Source organism: Pseudomonas grimontii, assembly GCF_007858185.1.
GTDB classification, from domain to species: domain Bacteria; phylum Pseudomonadota; class Gammaproteobacteria; order Pseudomonadales; family Pseudomonadaceae; genus Aquipseudomonas; species Aquipseudomonas grimontii.
This window is the reverse complement of sequence record NZ_VFES01000012.1, coordinates 88136-104677: the sequence shown is the minus strand read 5'-3', so window position 1 is coordinate 104677 and position 16542 is coordinate 88136. Positions and strand designations below refer to the sequence as shown.

Below are 16542 nucleotides of genomic sequence, written 5' to 3'. Positions count from 1 at the left end.
CATGGCTGTCTACAACTACGACGTGGTGGTACTGGGTTCCGGCCCGGCTGGAGAAGGTGCGGCAATGAACGCCGCGAAGGCAGGGCGCAAGGTGGCGATGGTCGATAGCCGTCGCCAGGTCGGCGGTAACTGCACCCACCTGGGTACCATCCCGTCCAAGGCCTTGCGTCACTCGGTGCGCCAGATCATGCAGTTCAACACCAACCCGATGTTCCGGGCCATTGGCGAGCCGCGCTGGTTCTCGTTCCCGGACGTGCTGAAAAGCGCCGAGAAGGTCATCTCCAAGCAGGTGGCTTCGCGTACCGGTTACTACGCGCGTAACCGTGTCGACCTGTTCTTCGGCACCGGCAGCTTCGCCGACGAGCAAACCGTCGAAGTGGTGTGCGCCAACGGCGTGGTCGAGACGCTGGTGGCCAAGCACATCATCATCGCCACCGGTTCGCGCCCGTATCGCCCGGCTGACATCGATTTCCACCACCCGCGTATCTACGATAGCGACACCATCCTCAGCCTGGGCCACACCCCGCGCAAACTGATCATCTACGGCGCCGGCGTGATCGGCTGTGAATACGCCTCGATCTTCAGCGGCCTGGGCGTGCTGGTGGAACTGGTGGATAACCGCGACCAGTTGCTGAGCTTCCTCGACTCGGAAATTTCCCAGGCGTTGAGCTACCACTTCAGCAACAACAACATCACCGTGCGTCACAACGAAGAGTACGAGCGGGTCGAAGGCCTGGACAACGGTGTGATCCTGCACCTCAAGTCCGGCAAGAAGATCAAGGCCGACGCCTTGTTGTGGTGCAATGGCCGTACCGGCAACACCGACAAGCTGGGCATGGAAAACATCGGGGTCAAGGTCAACAACCGTGGCCAGATCGAAGTCGACGAGAACTACCGCACCTGCGTGACCAACATCTACGGTGCCGGTGACGTGATCGGCTGGCCAAGCCTGGCCAGTGCGGCGCATGACCAGGGCCGTTCGGCCGCTGGCAGCATTGTCGACAACGGCAGCTGGCGTTATGTGAACGACGTGCCGACCGGGATCTACACGATTCCCGAGATCAGCTCGATCGGCAAGAACGAGCACGAACTGACCAAGGCCAAGGTGCCTTATGAAGTCGGCAAGGCGTTCTTCAAGAGCATGGCGCGTGCGCAGATCGCCGGTGAGCCGCAAGGCATGCTGAAGATCCTGTTCCACCGCGAAACCCTGGAAGTCCTCGGCGTGCATTGCTTCGGCTACCAGGCGTCGGAGATCGTGCACATCGGCCAGGCGATCATGAACCAGCCGGGCGAGCAAAATACCCTCAAGTATTTTGTCAACACCACGTTCAACTACCCGACCATGGCTGAAGCCTATCGGGTGGCGGCCTACGACGGCCTCAACCGGCTTTTTTGAGCGGCTCCGGCCGGTGGCCTGAGCCGGCCGGGGAGACCGATTTCAGTAATTCTCGAGGGTGGCAGTGGCCAAACCGGGAAAGTCTGTAATCAGGCTATCTACGCCGAAGTCGGCGAGCCTGCGCATCAGCGCAGGTTCGTTGACTGTCCACACGGACACGTGCAGGCCCTGGCGCTGGGCTTTTTCCAGACGCTCGGGGGTGCACAACGTCCAGTTCAACGCCAGCATCTCACAGCCGTAGTTTTGCGCGACCTTCAGCGGGTCGAGCCAGGCATATTCGGCGACCAGCCCGCGTGACAGGTCGGGAGTGAGCTCAACCGCTGCTTTCAACACTTCCCGCGAGCTTGAGGTCACGGTGACCTTGTCCATCAGGCCGAAACGCACGGCCATCTCACGAATTGCCAGCACCGTGGTCGCGGCGCGGGTGCGCGAGGCGCTTTTGACTTCCAGTTGCCAGTGATCGAAGTCGCACTGTTCGAACAGCGTTTCCAGGCGTGGAATCGGGCAAGGCTTGACCCAGCCCGGGCCGCCCTTGCGCGCGTCCATCTTCACCAGGTCTGCCGCCGAATACTCAACGACTTTGCCGCGCCGGTCCGTGGTGCGCTTGAGGGTCGGGTCGTGGATGACCATCAGCTCGCCGTCCATGGACAGGTGTAAATCCAGTTCGCAGCGGCGTACACCGTGCTTGAGGCACTCCTGGAAGCTGGTCAGGGTGTTTTCCGGTGCTTCGCCTTTGGCACCGCGGTGGCCGTAGATCAGGGTCACAGTTGCTCCTTTACGCCAGGTTGTCTGGCGGGGTGAATTCGAGAGTTCAGGTGTCTTGGGCGTCGCTCTGTTCCCGTGCCAGGCGCCGTTCCTGCGCCTGTTTCTGCAGGATGTAGCGCGCCAGCAGCTGGCGTTGGGCATCGGTCATGGCTTCGAATTCCGTGCCTACGTCAAAGCCCGTGCCCTTGGGATCGCAATGGGTGACTCGCGCGCGCAGCAGCAGGCCGAGCGCCTGGGGCATCAGCACCAGCTTGACCGCCAGGTGCGCACCGACAGTCAGGGGGGAGGGGTGTTGGAAGTCGAGGCCGCCTTCGGAAATGATCACCGGCTGCGGCGCGCCGACCTCATCCAGCAGGCCGCGGGCCATGATCTGGCTGAGCAGGTCCAAGCGTTTGTTCTGCACGCGCAGGAAGGCGACGAGGGTGCGATCCTTCTCGCTGAGCTGGCGCAGCAGGTGCTGGGCTTCAAATTCGCTCAGGTGCAGTTCGCTGAGCAGATTGAACAGCGGTGAATCATCCAGCAATACTTCCTTGCTCGCCGCCTCGGGGGCAGACAGGCTTTTGATTTGAAGTGCGATCATGTCGTCGATACGGTAGTATTCGCGGCGTTCTTCTTCATCTAATGTCGACATGGCGAACCCCAGCTAGCGGTAATGGTTTGAGTGTAAAGCTGCTTACCAGACCCCGCCACCGGGACGTCTTCTTTTCCTCCGAACAAGCCCCGACATGTTCAGACCTCTCTTCGTATTTATTGGCACGCGTTATACCCGTGCAAAGCGTCGCAATCATTTTGTGTCGTTCATTTCCTTGACCTCGATGATCGGTCTCGCCCTTGGCGTGGTCGTGATGATCGTGGTGCTGTCGGTGATGAACGGCTTCGATCATGAGATGCGCACCCGCGTGCTGGGCATGGTGCCCCACGCGACCATTGAAGGCGATGCGCCCATCAGCGACTGGCAAAGCCTGGCCGCCAAGGTCAAGCAGAACCCCAAGGTAGTGGCCGTCGCGCCGTTTACCCAGATGCAGGGGCTGCTGACCAACGACGGCAAGGTGCAGAAAATCCTGCTCAATGCCATCGACCCGGCCCAGGAACGCAACGTCTCGATCATCGACAAGTTCATGTTGCAGGGCAAACTCGACGATCTGGCGCCCGGCAGTTTTGGCATCGTCATCGGTGACAAGGCGGCGGCCAAGCTCGGCGTGGGCATCGGCGACAAGCTGACCTTCGTCGCGCCGGAAGTCACCGTGACGCCGGCCGGGATGTTCCCGCGCATGAAGCGCTTTACCGTGGTCGGTACCTTCCACGTCGGCGCCGGCGAGATCGACGGTTACCTCGGCCTGACCAACCTCACCGACCTGGCCCGCCTGCATCGCTGGCAGCCGGACCAGGTGCAGGGCCTGCGCCTCAAGTTCAACGACCTGTTCGACGCCCCGCGCGGCGCCTGGGACATCGCCCAGCACCTGGGTGAAAGCCAGTACTACGCCCGCGACTGGACCCGCACCCACGGCAACCTGTACCAGGCCATCCGCATGGAAAAAGCCATGATCGGCCTGCTGTTGCTGCTGATCGTCGCCGTCGCCGCCTTCAACATCATCTCCACGCTGGTGATGGTGGTGAATGACAAGAAAGGCGACATCGCCATCCTGCGTACACTGGGCGCCACGCCTGGGCAGATCATGGCGATCTTCATGGTGCAGGGCACCGTGATTGGCGTGGTCGGCACCTTGATCGGCACGGCGGTGGGCATTTTGGCCGCGCTGAACGTCAGCGCCGCCATCGCCTTGCTTGAAAAGGTGATCGGCCACAAGTTCCTCAACGCCGACGTCTACTTCATCGATTACTTGCCATCCCAGGTTCAGACCCAGGATGTGCTGATGGTCGGCGGCGCCGCGTTGGTCCTGAGTTTCCTTGCCACCCTGTATCCAGCCTGGCGCGCGGCACGTACCCAGCCAGCACAGGCCCTACGTTATGAGTGAATCGGGCATGAGTGAAAAAGCAATCCTGAGCTGCCGCAACCTGGGCAAATCCTACGAGGAAGGCCCGGAGTCGGTTGTGGTGCTGTCCAACCTGCAACTGGAACTGCACCCCGGCGAGCGCGTGGCGATCGTCGGCAGTTCCGGTTCCGGCAAAAGTACCTTGCTCAACCTGTTGGGCGGCCTCGATACGCCGTCCCAGGGCAGCGTATGGCTGGCCGGTGAAGAACTGTCGGCCTTGAATGAAAAGGCTCGTGGCCAGTTGCGCAACCGCTCGTTGGGCTTTGTGTACCAGTTCCACCACCTGTTGCCGGAATTCACCGCCCTGGAAAACGTGTGCATGCCGCTGTTGATCGGCAAGACCGCGATCCCGGAAGCGCGCCAGCGTGCCAAGGCGTTGCTCGAGCGCGTCGGCCTCGGTCATCGCCTGGAGCACAAACCGGCCGAACTGTCCGGTGGCGAGCGCCAGCGCGTGGCGATTGCCCGTGCCCTGGTGAACAACCCGGGCCTGGTGATGCTCGACGAGCCTACCGGCAACCTCGACTCCCACACCGCCCAGGGCATCAAGGACTTGATGTTGGAACTGAGCACCCAGATGCGCACCGCGTTCCTGGTGGTGACCCATGACATGAGCATGGCCCGCCAGATGGACCGCGTGCTGCACCTGCAGGAAGGCCATCTGGTCGCCATCTGACCTGTTTCAAGCCCGGTGCCTGACGCCGGGTTTTCTATTTTTCCAACGGTGCCCGCGAATGTTCAGACCGTTATCGATTTTCATCGGCACGCGCTATACCCGCGCCAAGCGCCGCAACCGTTTTGTTTCGTTTATCTCGATGACGTCGATGATCGGCCTCGCCCTGGGCGTGCTGGCGATGATCGTGGTGCTGTCGGTGATGAACGGCTTCCAGCGCGAAATGAGCTCGCGCATCCTTGGCATGGTGCCCCACGCCACCATCGTCGGGGCCAACCCGATCGATGATTGGCAGCCGGTGGCCGCTGCGGCGATGAAGAACCCGCAAGTGACCGCCGCCGTACCGTTCACTCAGATGGATGGCATGTTCTCCTACAAGGGCGCGATGCAGCCGATTGAGATCAGCGGCGTCGATCCGGCCCAGGAAGGCAAGGTGTCGATCGTGGCCCAACATATCGTGCAGGGCAAACTGGAGGACCTGAAGCCCGGCGAGTTCGGCGTGGTGGTCGGCGAAATCACCGCTCGGCGTTTTCGCCTGAATGTGGGTGACAAACTGACCCTGATCGTCCCGGAAATCAGCAGCGCGCCCGGTGGTATCACCCCGCGCATGCAGCGTCTGAACGTGGTGGGTATCTTCAAGATCGGCGCCGAGCTGGATGGTTCCATGGCCTTGATCCACATGGCTGACGCTGCCGAGATACAGCATTGGCAGCCGAACCAGGTGCAGAGCGTGCGCCTGGCGTTGAAAGACCTGTACGCAGCGCCCCAGGTCTCGGCGGACATCGCCGCCAGCCTCGGCAGCGGCTACAAGCCCGATGACTGGACCCACACCCAGGGCAGCTTGTTCAGCGCGATGAAGATGGAAAAGACCATGATCGGCCTGTTGTTGCTGATGATCGTCGCCGTCGCGGCGTTCAACATCATCGCCACGCTGATCATGGTGGTGAACGACAAGGGCGCGGACATCGCAATCCTGCGCACCATTGGCGCCACGCCACGGCAGATCATGGCGATTTTCATGGTGCAGGGCACGGTGATCGGCATCGTCGGCACGTTGATCGGCGGCGTGCTGGGCGTGCTTGCGGCGCTCAACGTGAGTGAGCTGGTAGGCTGGCTGGAGCGGGTGAGCGGGCAGCATATTTTCAGTTCGGACGTGTACTTCGTCAGCAACCTGCCTTCGGAGCTGCAAAGTGGCGATGTGGTGCTGATTTGTACGGCCGGGTTTGTGTTGAGCTTCCTGGCGACGATTTACCCGGCGTATCGGGCGGCGAAGATTGAGCCGGCGCATGCCTTGAGATATTCGTAACATTTGACACTGTCGTCGTTGGTCAATCAGTTTTTACAGGGGAGTGCACTGTACCTGTAGATACTTTGTTTACGGCCAAGTCCTTAGCAGGTTTTTGCACTAAGACAGCTTGGCCGTATCAACACCTTCCCTCTGCAGGCAACTTTACGGTTGCCTCGTCTGGTATTGCATGCGCCCAATTGGCCAAGGGTGGCCGGCCTGCACATACAAAGATTTTCTTCGGCCGGCACAGCTGTAAATGATCAGCGTCGTGCGCGGTCACATCACCAGTCCCAGCAGCCCAGTCACTCCGGGTGTTCTCGGCGGGGGGGGGGTAGGCTTTTCCTTATTAGTTAATTAACCATAATTGATGACTGGTTTTCAGGAACATTCTTCGTAAAAATAATGACTGTCGGTTTAGAGCGCTTAAATGAGCCTGTAAGTATGGCGCGCCAAGCTGGAAAGTTACGAGTGGTTACGGGGAGTGTGAATATGAAAGAGCGGTTACTAAACTTATGTCAAAAGTATGATGTGGAAATCGTTAAATATTATAGACAATGCGATGACCATGCAATGCGCAGCTATGATTTGACGAGAGGAGGTTGGTGTTTTGGCATGACGATCGACTGGTTGCGATGTAAGCGTAATAGTATTGATTTCTGGGAGTCGCTCAATAGTGACTCGGGGAAGAATCGCGTACGTTTTCTCATGGCGCGTCAACAGATGGTGCGTCTAAAAGGCAATGATGCAGATGTGAAATCCAGGTTCCAGGCGGGAATGTCCTCGGCAGGCTTGGTGTTGCTCACTTTCGAAACAAATATTGATTTTGTTCAAAAAGTGAGAGCGGCTGATATAGCCAACTCACTGTTACGGGTGCCTGGCCGATATGTATGTTTCACCATCGCGAGCCTCGAACGTGCTCATGGGATGGGCTTTCTGCGTAGTCAAACGCAGGTTGTCTTCATGGATCCAAATGCGGGCGAGTTCGTATTTCCAAAAGAATCTGTATTTAGGCCATGGCTGTCGGAATACTTGAAGTTAAAGAGATACGACTTATTGGGGATGCTAAGTTATTATTCTGTGCATTCTTTCGGTTGATTAGATTTCGCCGATTCTTGTAAGTGGCTCTTTATCTTAGGAGCGGATTCAGATCCCTTAGAAGCTGTTGGCGATTGGCCTTACCCGTGCAGCTCAATTATAAATCTTGTACATCCCGCCTCTGATTCACAAAAAATCTTCCCCCCATGCGCTCTTACAATCGACTGGGTAATCGCCAGTCCCAGCCCGGCATGCTCGCTGCTGCCTTCATGGCGCGCCGGATCGGCCCGATAGAATCGGTCGAACAATCTCGGTAGCAGCTCTGGTGGAATGCCTTCGCCGCTGTTCTCAACCTTCACCGATACACCCTCCACCAGACTCACACGCACTTCACCGCCCGCGGGCGTAAACCGCAGTGCGTTATCGAGCAAGTTCGAAAGCGCCCGACGCAACATGCCGCGATCACCCAGGGTATGGGCAGTGCCTTCGCGCACCAGGCTGACTTGGGCCTCCTCCGCCAGCAAAGCGAAAAATTCCAACAGGGCATCCACTTCAATCGCCAGGTTCAGGGCCTCACGTTTGGGCACCAACAAACCATGGTCCGCCTTGGCCAGGTACAGCATGTCGTTGACCAGTTGCGCCATCCATTGCAACTCTTCCAGATTGCTGTGCAGCGCCTCGCGGTAGTCCTCCAGCGGGCGCGGCTGGGTGAGGATGACCTGGGTCTGGGTCAGCAGGTTCGACAGTGGCGTGCGCAGTTCATGGGCGATATCGGCGGAGAACGCTGAAAGGCGCTGGAATGCGTCGTCCAGCCGACCCAGCATGGCATTGAAGGCCTGGGCCAGTTCGGCCAATTCCGCCGGCATTTGCTGTTGAGGCAGGCGCTGGGTCAAGGAGTGGGCCGATACGCCGGCAGCCACTTCGCCCATGCGTCGCAACGGGCGCAAGCCACTGCGTGCAGCCCAGGCGCCCAGCAGCGCGGTGGCCAGGGCCGACAGGCCGACGGTGAGCCAGATCAAATGCTGCATGCGTTGCAGGAAGTGCTGGTGGTGGGTGATGTCGAGCATCAGGGTCAGCTGCGGTGAAGTGGGCTGGCCGGGCCTTAAGGGCGCGTTGTACACGCGGTAGTCGGTGCCGGCGTTTTGCAGGGTGTGCAGGCCCGGCGCCTCGGGCAGAGTGACGCTTGGCGCATCGTCCAGCCAGCGCTGGCCTGCGGCGGTGATGCGTAATGTCAGGTCAGGTTGGCGATTGAGTTCGGCTCGCAGCTGCGCTTCGCGTTGGGCGAATGAGTCCAGCGATTCGACACCCTGCAAGGTACTGCGCAGCGCCACCAGCTTACTGTCGAGTTGCTGTTGGTCCAGCTCAATGAAGTGCGCCTCGCTGGCATGGTTGAACAGCACGCCCGCGAGCAGCGAGACCACTGCGGTGCAGGCTGCAAACAGCAGGGCCAGGCGGCTGGCCAGGGACAGACGCTGGATCAATGGCTCCGCTCCTCCAGCACATAACCCATGCCGCGCACGGTATGGATCAGCTTGGAGGGGAAGGGGTCGTCGACTTTCAGGCGCAGGCGCCGGATCGCGACTTCGATGATGTTGGTGTCGCTGTCGAAATTCATGTCCCACACCTGGGAGGCGATCAGCGACTTGGGCAGTACTTCGCCTTGGCGGCGCAGCAGCAGTTCCAGCAGGGAGAACTCCTTGGCGGTGAGGTCGATACGCTGGCCGCCCCGTTCGACGCGGCGGCGGATCAGGTCCAGGCGCAGGTCGGCCAATTGCAGGGCGGTTTCCTGCGGCGTGCTGCTGCCACGGCGCAGCAGGGTGCGCACGCGCGCCAGCAGTTCGGAGAAGGCGAAGGGCTTGACCAGGTAATCGTCGGCGCCCAGTTCCAGGCCATGCACACGGTCTTCCACAGCGTCCCGGGCGGTCAGGAATAGCACCGGGATCTCCATGCCGGCACTGCGCACTGCTTGCAGGATTTGCCAGCCGTCGCGACCAGGCAGCATCACGTCCAGGATCAGCAAGTCATAATCGCCGGTCAGCGCCAGGTGCTGGCCGCTGGTGCCGTCGGCCACCAGTTCGGTGGTAAAGCCAGCCTCGGCCAGGCCTTGACGCAGATAGTGGCCGGTTTTCGGTTGGTCTTCGACGATCAGCAATTTCATGGGCGGCTCTTGGCAACAGTTCACGAGGGGCTTTATACCGTGGGTGCCAGGGGAAGGGCGCAACCTGACAAAGTTGTAATCTAGCAGTCAGCTGGCTGGCAGCGGCGCAATTTTAAAGTGCTGTCCAAGCAGGTTGCACACTTTTGGAGAATCGAGATGGCATTGCGTACACCCCTGTTGTTGGCGGGCTGCCTGTTGGCGTTGAGTTTCAATGCAATGGCGGATGCGGCCCATACCTACGCGTTCGGTCAGCCGGCACCGGCCGATAAGGCCACGCGTACCGTGGAAGTGACGCTGCAGGACATTTCCTTTTCGCCCAAGTCCCTGGACGTCAAAGCCGGTGAGACGGTGCGCTTTGTACTGGTCAATAAAGGCCAGTTGCTGCATGAATTCAACCTCGGTGACGCGGCGATGCACGCCGAACACCAGAAGGAAATGTTGCAGATGCAGGCCAGCGGCATGCTCACGTCCACGGGAATGGGCAAGATGGATCACAGTGCCATGGGCCACGGTGAGATGGGCGGCATGAAACACGATGACCCCAACAGCGTGCTGGTGCAGCCCGGCAAGACCGCTGAGCTGACCTGGACGTTCACCAAGGCCACCGGCCTGGAGTTTGCTTGCAACCTCCCCGGGCATTACCAGGCGGGCATGGTCGGTAAGCTGACCGTTGAGTAAGGCGTTTCTTAAGGGCGGGGGCAAAGGCTGGTAGACTGGCGCGGTTTATTTAGCCAGGTTTCCGCCATGCATCCCGCAGCCGAACATTCGCCGCTGGGCAAGTCCAGTGAATACATCTCCACCTACACCCCTTCGTTGCTGTTCCCGATTCCACGCGCCGCCAAATGGGCCGAGCTGGGCCTGAGCGCCGAGACCCTGCCCTACAAGGGCGTGGACTTCTGGAACTGCTTCGAGTTGTCCTGGTTGCTGCCGTCGGGCAAGCCGGTGGTGGCCATCGGTGAATTCAGCATCCCGGCCGACTCGCCGAACATCATCGAGTCCAAGTCGTTCAAGCTATACCTCAACTCGCTGAACCAGACCGCGTTCGCCGATACACCAAGCCTGGAAGCGACCCTGCGTACCGACCTCAGCGCTGCCGCCGGCAAGCCGGTCAGCGTGCGTATCCGCCGCCTGGCCGAGATTGAAGCCGAAGGCGTGATGGCCCTGCCGGGTGTGTGCATTGACGACTTGGACATTCGCGTCAGCAACTATGAGCATCCGCGTCCGGAGTTGCTGCGTTGCGATGACTCGCGCATTGTCGAGGAGAGCGTGCACAGCCACCTACTCAAGTCCAACTGCCCGGTGACCAGCCAGCCCGACTGGGGCAGCGTGGTGGTGGAGTACCGCGGTGCGGCGTTGGATCACGCGAGTTTGCTGGAATACCTGGTGAGCTTTCGCCAGCACTCGGACTTTCATGAGCAGTGTGTTGAGCGGATCTTCCTCGATCTGCAGCGCCTGCTGAAGCCGGAGAAGTTGACGGTGTATGCGCGGTATGTGCGGCGGGGGGGGTTGGATATCAACCCTTACCGCAGTACTGAGGATGTGGCGTTCCAGAACGTGCGCCTGGCTCGCCAATAAGCCTTCACACAAAACCAAATGTGGGAGGGGGCTTGCTCCCGATTGCGGAGTGTCAGTCACAGTCGTTGTGCCTGACCCACTGCATCGGGAGCAAGCCCCCTCCCACATTTTGGTTCTGCGCCTGGCTTGGGTTCGGGTTAGATGCCCATATTGCCCAAGGTGATCATAATATTGCGCAATGTCCCGGAAATCACCGGGTGCTCGGCGTCGAACTCTATGGCAGCTTGACTCACATCGTCGGAAATACTGGGTGTCTGGGTGGCCGGTTCAAGTTCAAGTTGTAATTCAAACTTGGCAATCAAGGCCTCCAGCGCTTCACGTTTTTCTTCCGACAGCGGCGGTTCCTGTTCCAACTGCCCGCGCAGGATCTCGACCTGTTCTTCCAGTTTTTTGCGATCAGGCATGACGTTCTTCCTTTTTATCGATAGGCACTGGCATAGACCGCGGCACGCCGTGAAAGGTCTACGGACTGACCTGTAGATTAATCCACGGGCGTCGACTGTGCATGATCTCGATCAGGGCTTCTCGCCTTTGAGCTGTCGCAGGCTGATGTCAGCCAGGCAGGTGCCGAGTTCACCAAGGTGATCGATCACCGAGTGCACCCCCAGCCCATATAGCTCAACGGTGGCTTTGCCGCGCTTGTGCTCGCGTTCCTTGTCGCTCAGCGCCTGCCACTGCTCAGGCGCCAGGCCGCACAGTGAACCACAGGAGGCCAGGCCAATGGTCCACAACCCGGCATTCAGCCCCGATTGCAGCAAGCGCGGTTCACCGCTGACCAGTACGCAACCTTCCAGGCGCTCAATGTTCAGTTCCATCAAGGCTTGCCAGCAGGCATGGGGCGCGGGCCAGCGGATGGAGGAGGGGGATGCCGCCTTGAGCCAGCCGGGCAGTACGGCGGCCAGTGGTGTGGTCACCGATGGCGGCAATTCATCCAGCCAGGCACAGGGGATGCCTTGTTCCTTGAGGCTGCGCAGGATTTTCAGGGCGCCGGGCGTGGCTTGGGAGTCCGGGGAGGAGGAATCGGTGCGCGCCTGGGAACCAAAGTCCACCAGGCAACCACTCAGGCCAAACAGAACAGCGGTCAAGGCGGGCGCTTTGGCGATGGCTATCTCGGCGTGAGGCATGTCGACATCCCTGAAATAGCTGTGACGCTATCGGGGCAGGATGACAAGCAGATGACAGGCGGGTGAATTGTAGGAAAATTGTCCATTTGTGTTAGGAGTATTCCTAGCAGCTGCCTAATTGGACACTTCCGTCATATACTGACGGCCTTATTCAGGGCATAGCGCCCATGACAGACCATTCAAGGAGCAAAAGCTATGCGCTGGAGCCAACACTTCGCTCAGCTGTCGGTGTGTGCCACTGTCTTGCTGGCCCCTTTCGCTGCACAGGCTGCATCGGAAGATGATCCATGGGAAAGCGTCAACCGCCCGATCTTCACTTTTAACGACACCGTTGATACCTACGCACTCAAGCCATTGGCCCAAGGCTATCAGTGGATCACCCCGCAATTTGTCGAAGACGGTATCCACAACTTCTTCCGCAACATCGGCGACGTCGGCAACCTGGCCAACAACGTGCTGCAGCTCAAGCCCCACAATGCCGGGGTCGACACTGCGCGTTTGCTGGTTAACACCACGTTCGGCGTGCTGGGCTTTATCGACGTCGGCACCAAAATGGGGCTGCAACGCAGTGATGAAGACTTCGGCCAGACCCTGGGTTATTGGGGTGTAGGCAGCGGTCCCTACGTGATGATCCCGCTGCTGGGCCCGAGCACCCTGCGTGATGCGCCGTCCAAATACGTAGACAGCTACACCCAACCGTACCGCTACATGAACGATATCGGCTGGCGCAACAGCACCATGGGCCTGAACATCGTTGACACCCGTGCCAGCCTGCTCGACAGCGAGAAGCTGATCACCGGCGACAAGTACACCTTTATCCGTAATGCCTACCTGCAGAACCGTGAGTTCAAGGTCAAGGACGGCAAGGTCGTCGACGACTTTTAAGCTGTGATGTTTTGAAATGAAAAAAGGCGACCCTGGCGGTCGCCTTTTTTGTGCGCGGGTTTCAGCGCATTTTCAAGATCTTAAGGCCCAGTTGTTGCTCTTCGCCTGCCGTCTTGGTCCAGACCACTTCAGTGTCTGCCTCCAGGCCCTTGAGCGCCGCATGCTCAGAATCAATGCGCACGGTGAGCAGGTCTCCGACGTTGAACTGGCGCGGTGCCTGCACCTGCATCCCGGAGCTGGAAAGGTCCACGCAAACCCCGGCAATCTCCTGGCCTTCGTGGAGCAAAGATACTTCGGCATCCACCCGCATGCGGATGAAATCGCGTTTTTCGGCGTAGTCGCGCTCGTGTTCGCCCATCGGCTCCATCCTTACTTTGTGTTGTGGTCGTGGCTGTTCTTATAACTCCCGGTGATTTGCGATGTAAAGACGCCCGGCGACCATCGGCATGAGCTTGAAACACCTGGCGGATGGGAGTACCGTCTGCGCCTTAGAAGGGCACCTCTGCTTTACCGTTGTGCGTGGGCAAAACGCCTATGCTTTGTAGGACAGAGAGGCTAGAAAGCGAATCCAGTACGTGAGCCCGGCCATTGCCGAGCCACCTACGCCAACCTAATTCTGGCGCCGTTTGCCCACATGCAAAAAACCAGTGCCACGCTGCTGATAATCGATGACGACGAAGTAGTGCGCGCGAGCCTTGCAGCCTATTTGGAAGACAGTGGCTTCAGCGTCCTGCAGGCCAGCAATGGCCAACAGGGTCTTCAGGTATTCGAGCGCGACCAGCCCGACCTCGTGATCTGCGACCTGCGCATGCCCCAGATGGGCGGCTTGGAGCTGATTCGCCAGGTGACCGAGCTTGCCCCGCAGACGCCGGTGATTGTCGTGTCCGGCGCTGGCGTCATGAACGATGCCGTCGAGGCGCTGCGCCTGGGCGCTGCCGACTACCTGATCAAGCCCCTCGAAGACCTGGCGGTACTGGAGCACTCTGTGCGCCGCGCGTTGGATCGTGCGCGCTTGCTGGTCGAGAACCAGCGCTACCGCGAAAAGCTCGAAACCGCCAACCGCGAACTCGAAGCCAGCCTTAACCTGCTCCAGGAAGACCAGAACGCCGGTCGCCAGGTGCAGATGAACATGCTGCCGGTCAGCCCCTGGACCATCGACGAATTCCAGTTTGCTCACCAGATCATCCCGTCGTTGTACCTGTCGGGAGATTTTGTCGATTATTTCCGCGTAGACGAGCGGCGTGTCGCGTTTTACCTGGCCGATGTCTCCGGTCATGGTGCTTCTTCTGCTTTTGTCACCGTGTTGTTGAAGTTCATGACCACACGGCTGTTGTTCGAATCCAAGCGCAATGGCACCTTGCCGGAGTTCACCCCCTCCGAGGTGCTGGGCCACATCAACCGAGGCCTGATCAGCTGCAAGCTGGGCAAGCACGTGACGATGGTGGGCGGCGTGATTGATGAAGAAACCGGTCTTTTGACCTACAGCATCGGCGGTCACCTGCCGATGCCTGTTTTATACACTCCCGACAGTGTGCGTTACCTGGAAGGGCGTGGTCTGCCCGTAGGCTTGTTCAATGAAGCCACCTACGAAGACCACATTCTGGAGCTGCCGCCGACGTTCAGCCTGACGCTGATGTCCGATGGCATCCTGGACCTTCTTCCAGAGCCTACACTCAAAGAGAAAGAAGCCGCCTTGCCCCAAAAGGTCAAGTCGGCGGGCGGCAGCCTGGATGGCCTGCGGCAGGTTTTTGGATTGGCCACGCTAGGGGAGATGCCGGATGATATCGCCCTATTGGTGTTGAGCAGGAATCTTTGATGAGTACCGGAAGAATCCAATTCGCCGAGCAAGACGGGACCTTCGTCCTGAAGTTTGTCGGTGAAGTGCGCCTGACCTTGTGTTCGGCGCTGGATGCGACGATTGAGCGGATTTTCACAGCGTTGAATTTCTCGGCGATCGTGATCGATCTGACCGAAACCCGCAGCATCGATAGCACCACCCTTGGGCTGTTGGCCAAGTTGTCCATTCTGTCTCGGCAGAAGGTCGGCCTGTTGCCGACCGTCGTCACCACCCACGAAGACATCACTCGTCTGTTGCAGTCCATGGGCTTCGACCAGGTATTCAACATCGTTGATCGCCCGATCCCGTGCCCGGAATGCCTCACCGACCTGCCGTCCCAGGACCAGTCCGAGGAAGTCGTACGGGTCAAGGTGCTGGAAGCGCACAAGATCCTGATGGGCCTCAATGAGTCCAACCGCGAAGCCTTCCACGACCTCGTCAACGCCCTCGAGCGTCACTGATCCCAGGGATCGTCTGCACGTAGCAGCTGCCGAGCGCAAGCGAGGCTGCGTCAGCGGCCTGCCTGACACACCGCAGACGCAGCCTCGCTTGCGCTCGGCAGCTGCTACTTAGGGGACAACAGAGCAAAAAAGGGCGGTACCCTCACAGGTACCGCCCTTTTTGCCGCCTGCGCCGTTTACAGCTTGGCGGACAACAGCGCCTCAAGCTTCTCCTGGTCTCGAGCAAACTGACGAATCCCCTCCGCCAGCTTCTCGGTCGCCATCGCATCCTCGTTGGACTCCCAACGGAACTGCGCTTCAGTCAGATGCACCCGCGCTTCCCCGGCATGCCCTGGCGACAACTTACGCTCCAGCTTGCCTTCATCCGCCGCCAGCTTCTCCAGCAGGTCCGGGCTGATGGTCAGGCGATCACAGCCGGCCAGCTCTTCAATCTGGCTCAGGTTACGGAAGCTCGCACCCATCACCACGGTCTTGTAGCCATTAGCCTTGTAGTAGTTGTAGATGCGCGTCACCGACTGCACGCCCGGATCATCCGCGCCGGTGTAGTCGTTGCCATTGGCTTTCTTGTACCAGTCGTAGATACGGCCTACGAACGGTGAAATCAGGAACACCCCGGCTTCTGCGCACGCTACCGCCTGGGCAAACGAGAACAGCAGGGTCAGGTTGGTCTGGATGCCTTCTTTTTCCAGCTTCTCCGCCGCGCGGATGCCTTCCCAGGTGGAGGCGATCTTGATCAGCACGCGGTCACGGCTAACGCCAGCTTTGTCGTACAGGTCGATCAGACGGTGCGCACGCTTGAGTACGGCGTCAGTGTCGAACGACAGGCGCGCGTCCACCTCAGTGGAGATACGCCCTGGCACGACTTTCAGGATCTCTTGGCCCACGGCCACCGCAAAACGGTCGCTGGCCAGGCCGACATCGCCGTTGCAGTCCTGCACACACTCATCCAGCAGCTTGGCATAGCCCGGAATCGACGCAGCCTTGAGCAGCAGGGAAGGGTTGGTAGTGGCGTCTTGAGGCTTGAGCTTGGCGAGGGTAGAAAAATCGCCGGTATCGGCTACGACAGTAGTGAATTGCTTGAGTTGTTCCAGCTTGGAAGTCATGGGCGTGCTCTGTCCTATGGGTCTGATGACATTACCCGAGCGCTGGCAGGCGCTCAAGGGCGCAAATGCGTTCGATCGTTTGCGAGGGCAACAACCTGAAAACAGCCGTTTGAATGCCCGGCCGTACTGCTGAATAGGAGGCCAGAACGGCCGACAGGTTCAACCCAATTGCCCGATGTCGGATATCGCCTTCATGCCAACTGACGCCTTCCCTGGCACACACTGCACCAAATGTGGGAGGGGGCTTGCCC

General features: G+C 59.5%; 18 protein-coding genes. 10 read left to right on the top strand and 8 right to left on the bottom strand.

Annotation, left to right across the window (positions count from 1 at the left end; genetic code table 11):
• Position 1 precedes the first annotated feature (1 nt).
• Positions 2-1396 carry a Si-specific NAD(P)(+) transhydrogenase gene (gene sthA / locus FIV39_RS19265; protein WP_090407744.1) on the top strand — a complete coding sequence of 465 codons (1395 nt, stop codon included), beginning with the start codon at positions 2-4 and terminating at the stop codon, positions 1394-1396.
• Positions 1397-1438: 42 nt separating this feature from the next.
• On the opposite strand, the gene FIV39_RS19260 is transcribed toward sthA, so the two are convergent.
• Entirely contained in the window at positions 1439-2161 is a 723-nt protein-coding gene (locus FIV39_RS19260) for a glycerophosphodiester phosphodiesterase (RefSeq protein WP_090407741.1), read from the bottom strand.
• A 46-nt stretch (positions 2162-2207) separates the two neighbouring features.
• Positions 2208-2792 (bottom strand): PilZ domain-containing protein, encoded by a 585-nt coding sequence (locus FIV39_RS19255; protein ID WP_090407739.1) that lies wholly within the window; start codon positions 2790-2792, stop codon positions 2208-2210.
• Between the two features lie 94 nt (positions 2793-2886).
• Here FIV39_RS19255 and FIV39_RS19250 point away from each other — a divergent pair, with 94 nt between their 5' ends.
• The 4 genes from FIV39_RS19250 (at position 2887) to FIV39_RS19235 (ending at position 7208) form a co-directional block, all read left to right on the top strand.
• Complete coding sequence (locus FIV39_RS19250; protein WP_090407736.1) at positions 2887-4137, top strand: lipoprotein-releasing ABC transporter permease subunit; 1251 nt, start codon at positions 2887-2889, stop codon at positions 4135-4137.
• Between the two features lie 7 nt (positions 4138-4144).
• Entirely contained in the window at positions 4145-4828 is a 684-nt protein-coding gene (gene lolD, locus FIV39_RS19245) for a lipoprotein-releasing ABC transporter ATP-binding protein LolD (protein ID WP_024074097.1), read from the top strand.
• Between the two features lie 58 nt (positions 4829-4886).
• On the top strand, positions 4887-6131 hold the full coding sequence (locus FIV39_RS19240; RefSeq protein WP_090407733.1) for a lipoprotein-releasing ABC transporter permease subunit: 1245 nt from the start codon (positions 4887-4889) through the stop codon (positions 6129-6131).
• 471 nt (positions 6132-6602) lie between these two features.
• Complete coding sequence (locus tag FIV39_RS19235; RefSeq protein ID WP_159440138.1) at positions 6603-7208, top strand: YopT-type cysteine protease domain-containing protein; 606 nt, start codon at positions 6603-6605, stop codon at positions 7206-7208.
• An 80-nt stretch (positions 7209-7288) separates the two neighbouring features.
• Here FIV39_RS19235 and FIV39_RS19230 read toward each other — a convergent pair whose 3' ends face one another.
• Complete coding sequence (locus FIV39_RS19230; RefSeq protein ID WP_090407727.1) at positions 7289-8629, bottom strand: heavy metal sensor histidine kinase; 1341 nt, start codon at positions 8627-8629, stop codon at positions 7289-7291.
• A complete protein-coding gene (locus FIV39_RS19225) occupies positions 8626-9306 on the bottom strand; it encodes a heavy metal response regulator transcription factor (protein WP_090407723.1) in 681 nt (226 codons plus the stop codon). The genes FIV39_RS19230 and FIV39_RS19225 overlap by 4 nt, the downstream gene beginning before the upstream one ends.
• 156 nt (positions 9307-9462) lie before the next feature.
• Between FIV39_RS19225 and copI the strand changes: the two genes are divergently transcribed.
• Positions 9463-9984, top strand: coding sequence for a copper-resistant cuproprotein CopI (gene copI / locus FIV39_RS19220; RefSeq protein WP_090407720.1), 522 nt, complete (start codon positions 9463-9465; stop codon positions 9982-9984).
• A gap of 66 nt (positions 9985-10050) precedes the next feature.
• The gene (queF, locus tag FIV39_RS19215) at positions 10051-10881 is read left to right on the top strand and encodes an NADPH-dependent 7-cyano-7-deazaguanine reductase QueF (protein ID WP_090407718.1); all 831 of its coding nucleotides are present in this window, start codon (positions 10051-10053) and stop codon (positions 10879-10881) included.
• A gap of 137 nt (positions 10882-11018) precedes the next feature.
• On the opposite strand, the gene FIV39_RS19210 is transcribed toward queF, so the two are convergent.
• Positions 11019-11285: a DUF4404 family protein gene (locus FIV39_RS19210; protein ID WP_090407715.1), complete on the bottom strand. Its 267-nt coding sequence runs from the start codon at positions 11283-11285 to the stop codon at positions 11019-11021.
• A 111-nt stretch (positions 11286-11396) separates the two neighbouring features.
• The gene (locus FIV39_RS19205; protein ID WP_090407712.1) at positions 11397-12005 is read right to left on the bottom strand and encodes a phosphatase; all 609 of its coding nucleotides are present in this window, start codon (positions 12003-12005) and stop codon (positions 11397-11399) included.
• 195 nt (positions 12006-12200) lie between these two features.
• On the opposite strand from FIV39_RS19205, the gene FIV39_RS19200 reads away from it, so the two are divergent.
• Complete coding sequence (locus FIV39_RS19200; protein ID WP_090407710.1) at positions 12201-12890, top strand: MlaA family lipoprotein; 690 nt, start codon at positions 12201-12203, stop codon at positions 12888-12890.
• A gap of 61 nt (positions 12891-12951) precedes the next feature.
• Here FIV39_RS19200 and FIV39_RS19195 read toward each other — a convergent pair whose 3' ends face one another.
• Positions 12952-13248: a PilZ domain-containing protein gene (locus FIV39_RS19195; protein WP_053136506.1), complete on the bottom strand. Its 297-nt coding sequence runs from the start codon at positions 13246-13248 to the stop codon at positions 12952-12954.
• Between the two features lie 276 nt (positions 13249-13524).
• Here FIV39_RS19195 and rssB point away from each other — a divergent pair, with 276 nt between their 5' ends.
• Together rssB and rssC are read left to right on the top strand one after the other, a co-directional pair.
• Positions 13525-14706: a two-component system response regulator RssB gene (rssB, locus tag FIV39_RS19185; protein ID WP_027604216.1), complete on the top strand. Its 1182-nt coding sequence runs from the start codon at positions 13525-13527 to the stop codon at positions 14704-14706.
• Complete coding sequence (gene rssC / locus FIV39_RS19180) at positions 14706-15188, top strand: anti-sigma factor antagonist RssC (RefSeq protein ID WP_003172602.1); 483 nt, start codon at positions 14706-14708, stop codon at positions 15186-15188. Before rssB ends, rssC begins: the two co-directional genes overlap by 1 nt.
• A 176-nt stretch (positions 15189-15364) precedes the next feature.
• Here rssC and tal read toward each other — a convergent pair whose 3' ends face one another.
• Positions 15365-16291: a transaldolase gene (tal, locus tag FIV39_RS19175; protein WP_053136503.1), complete on the bottom strand. Its 927-nt coding sequence runs from the start codon at positions 16289-16291 to the stop codon at positions 15365-15367.
• Positions 16292-16542 lie beyond the last annotated feature (251 nt).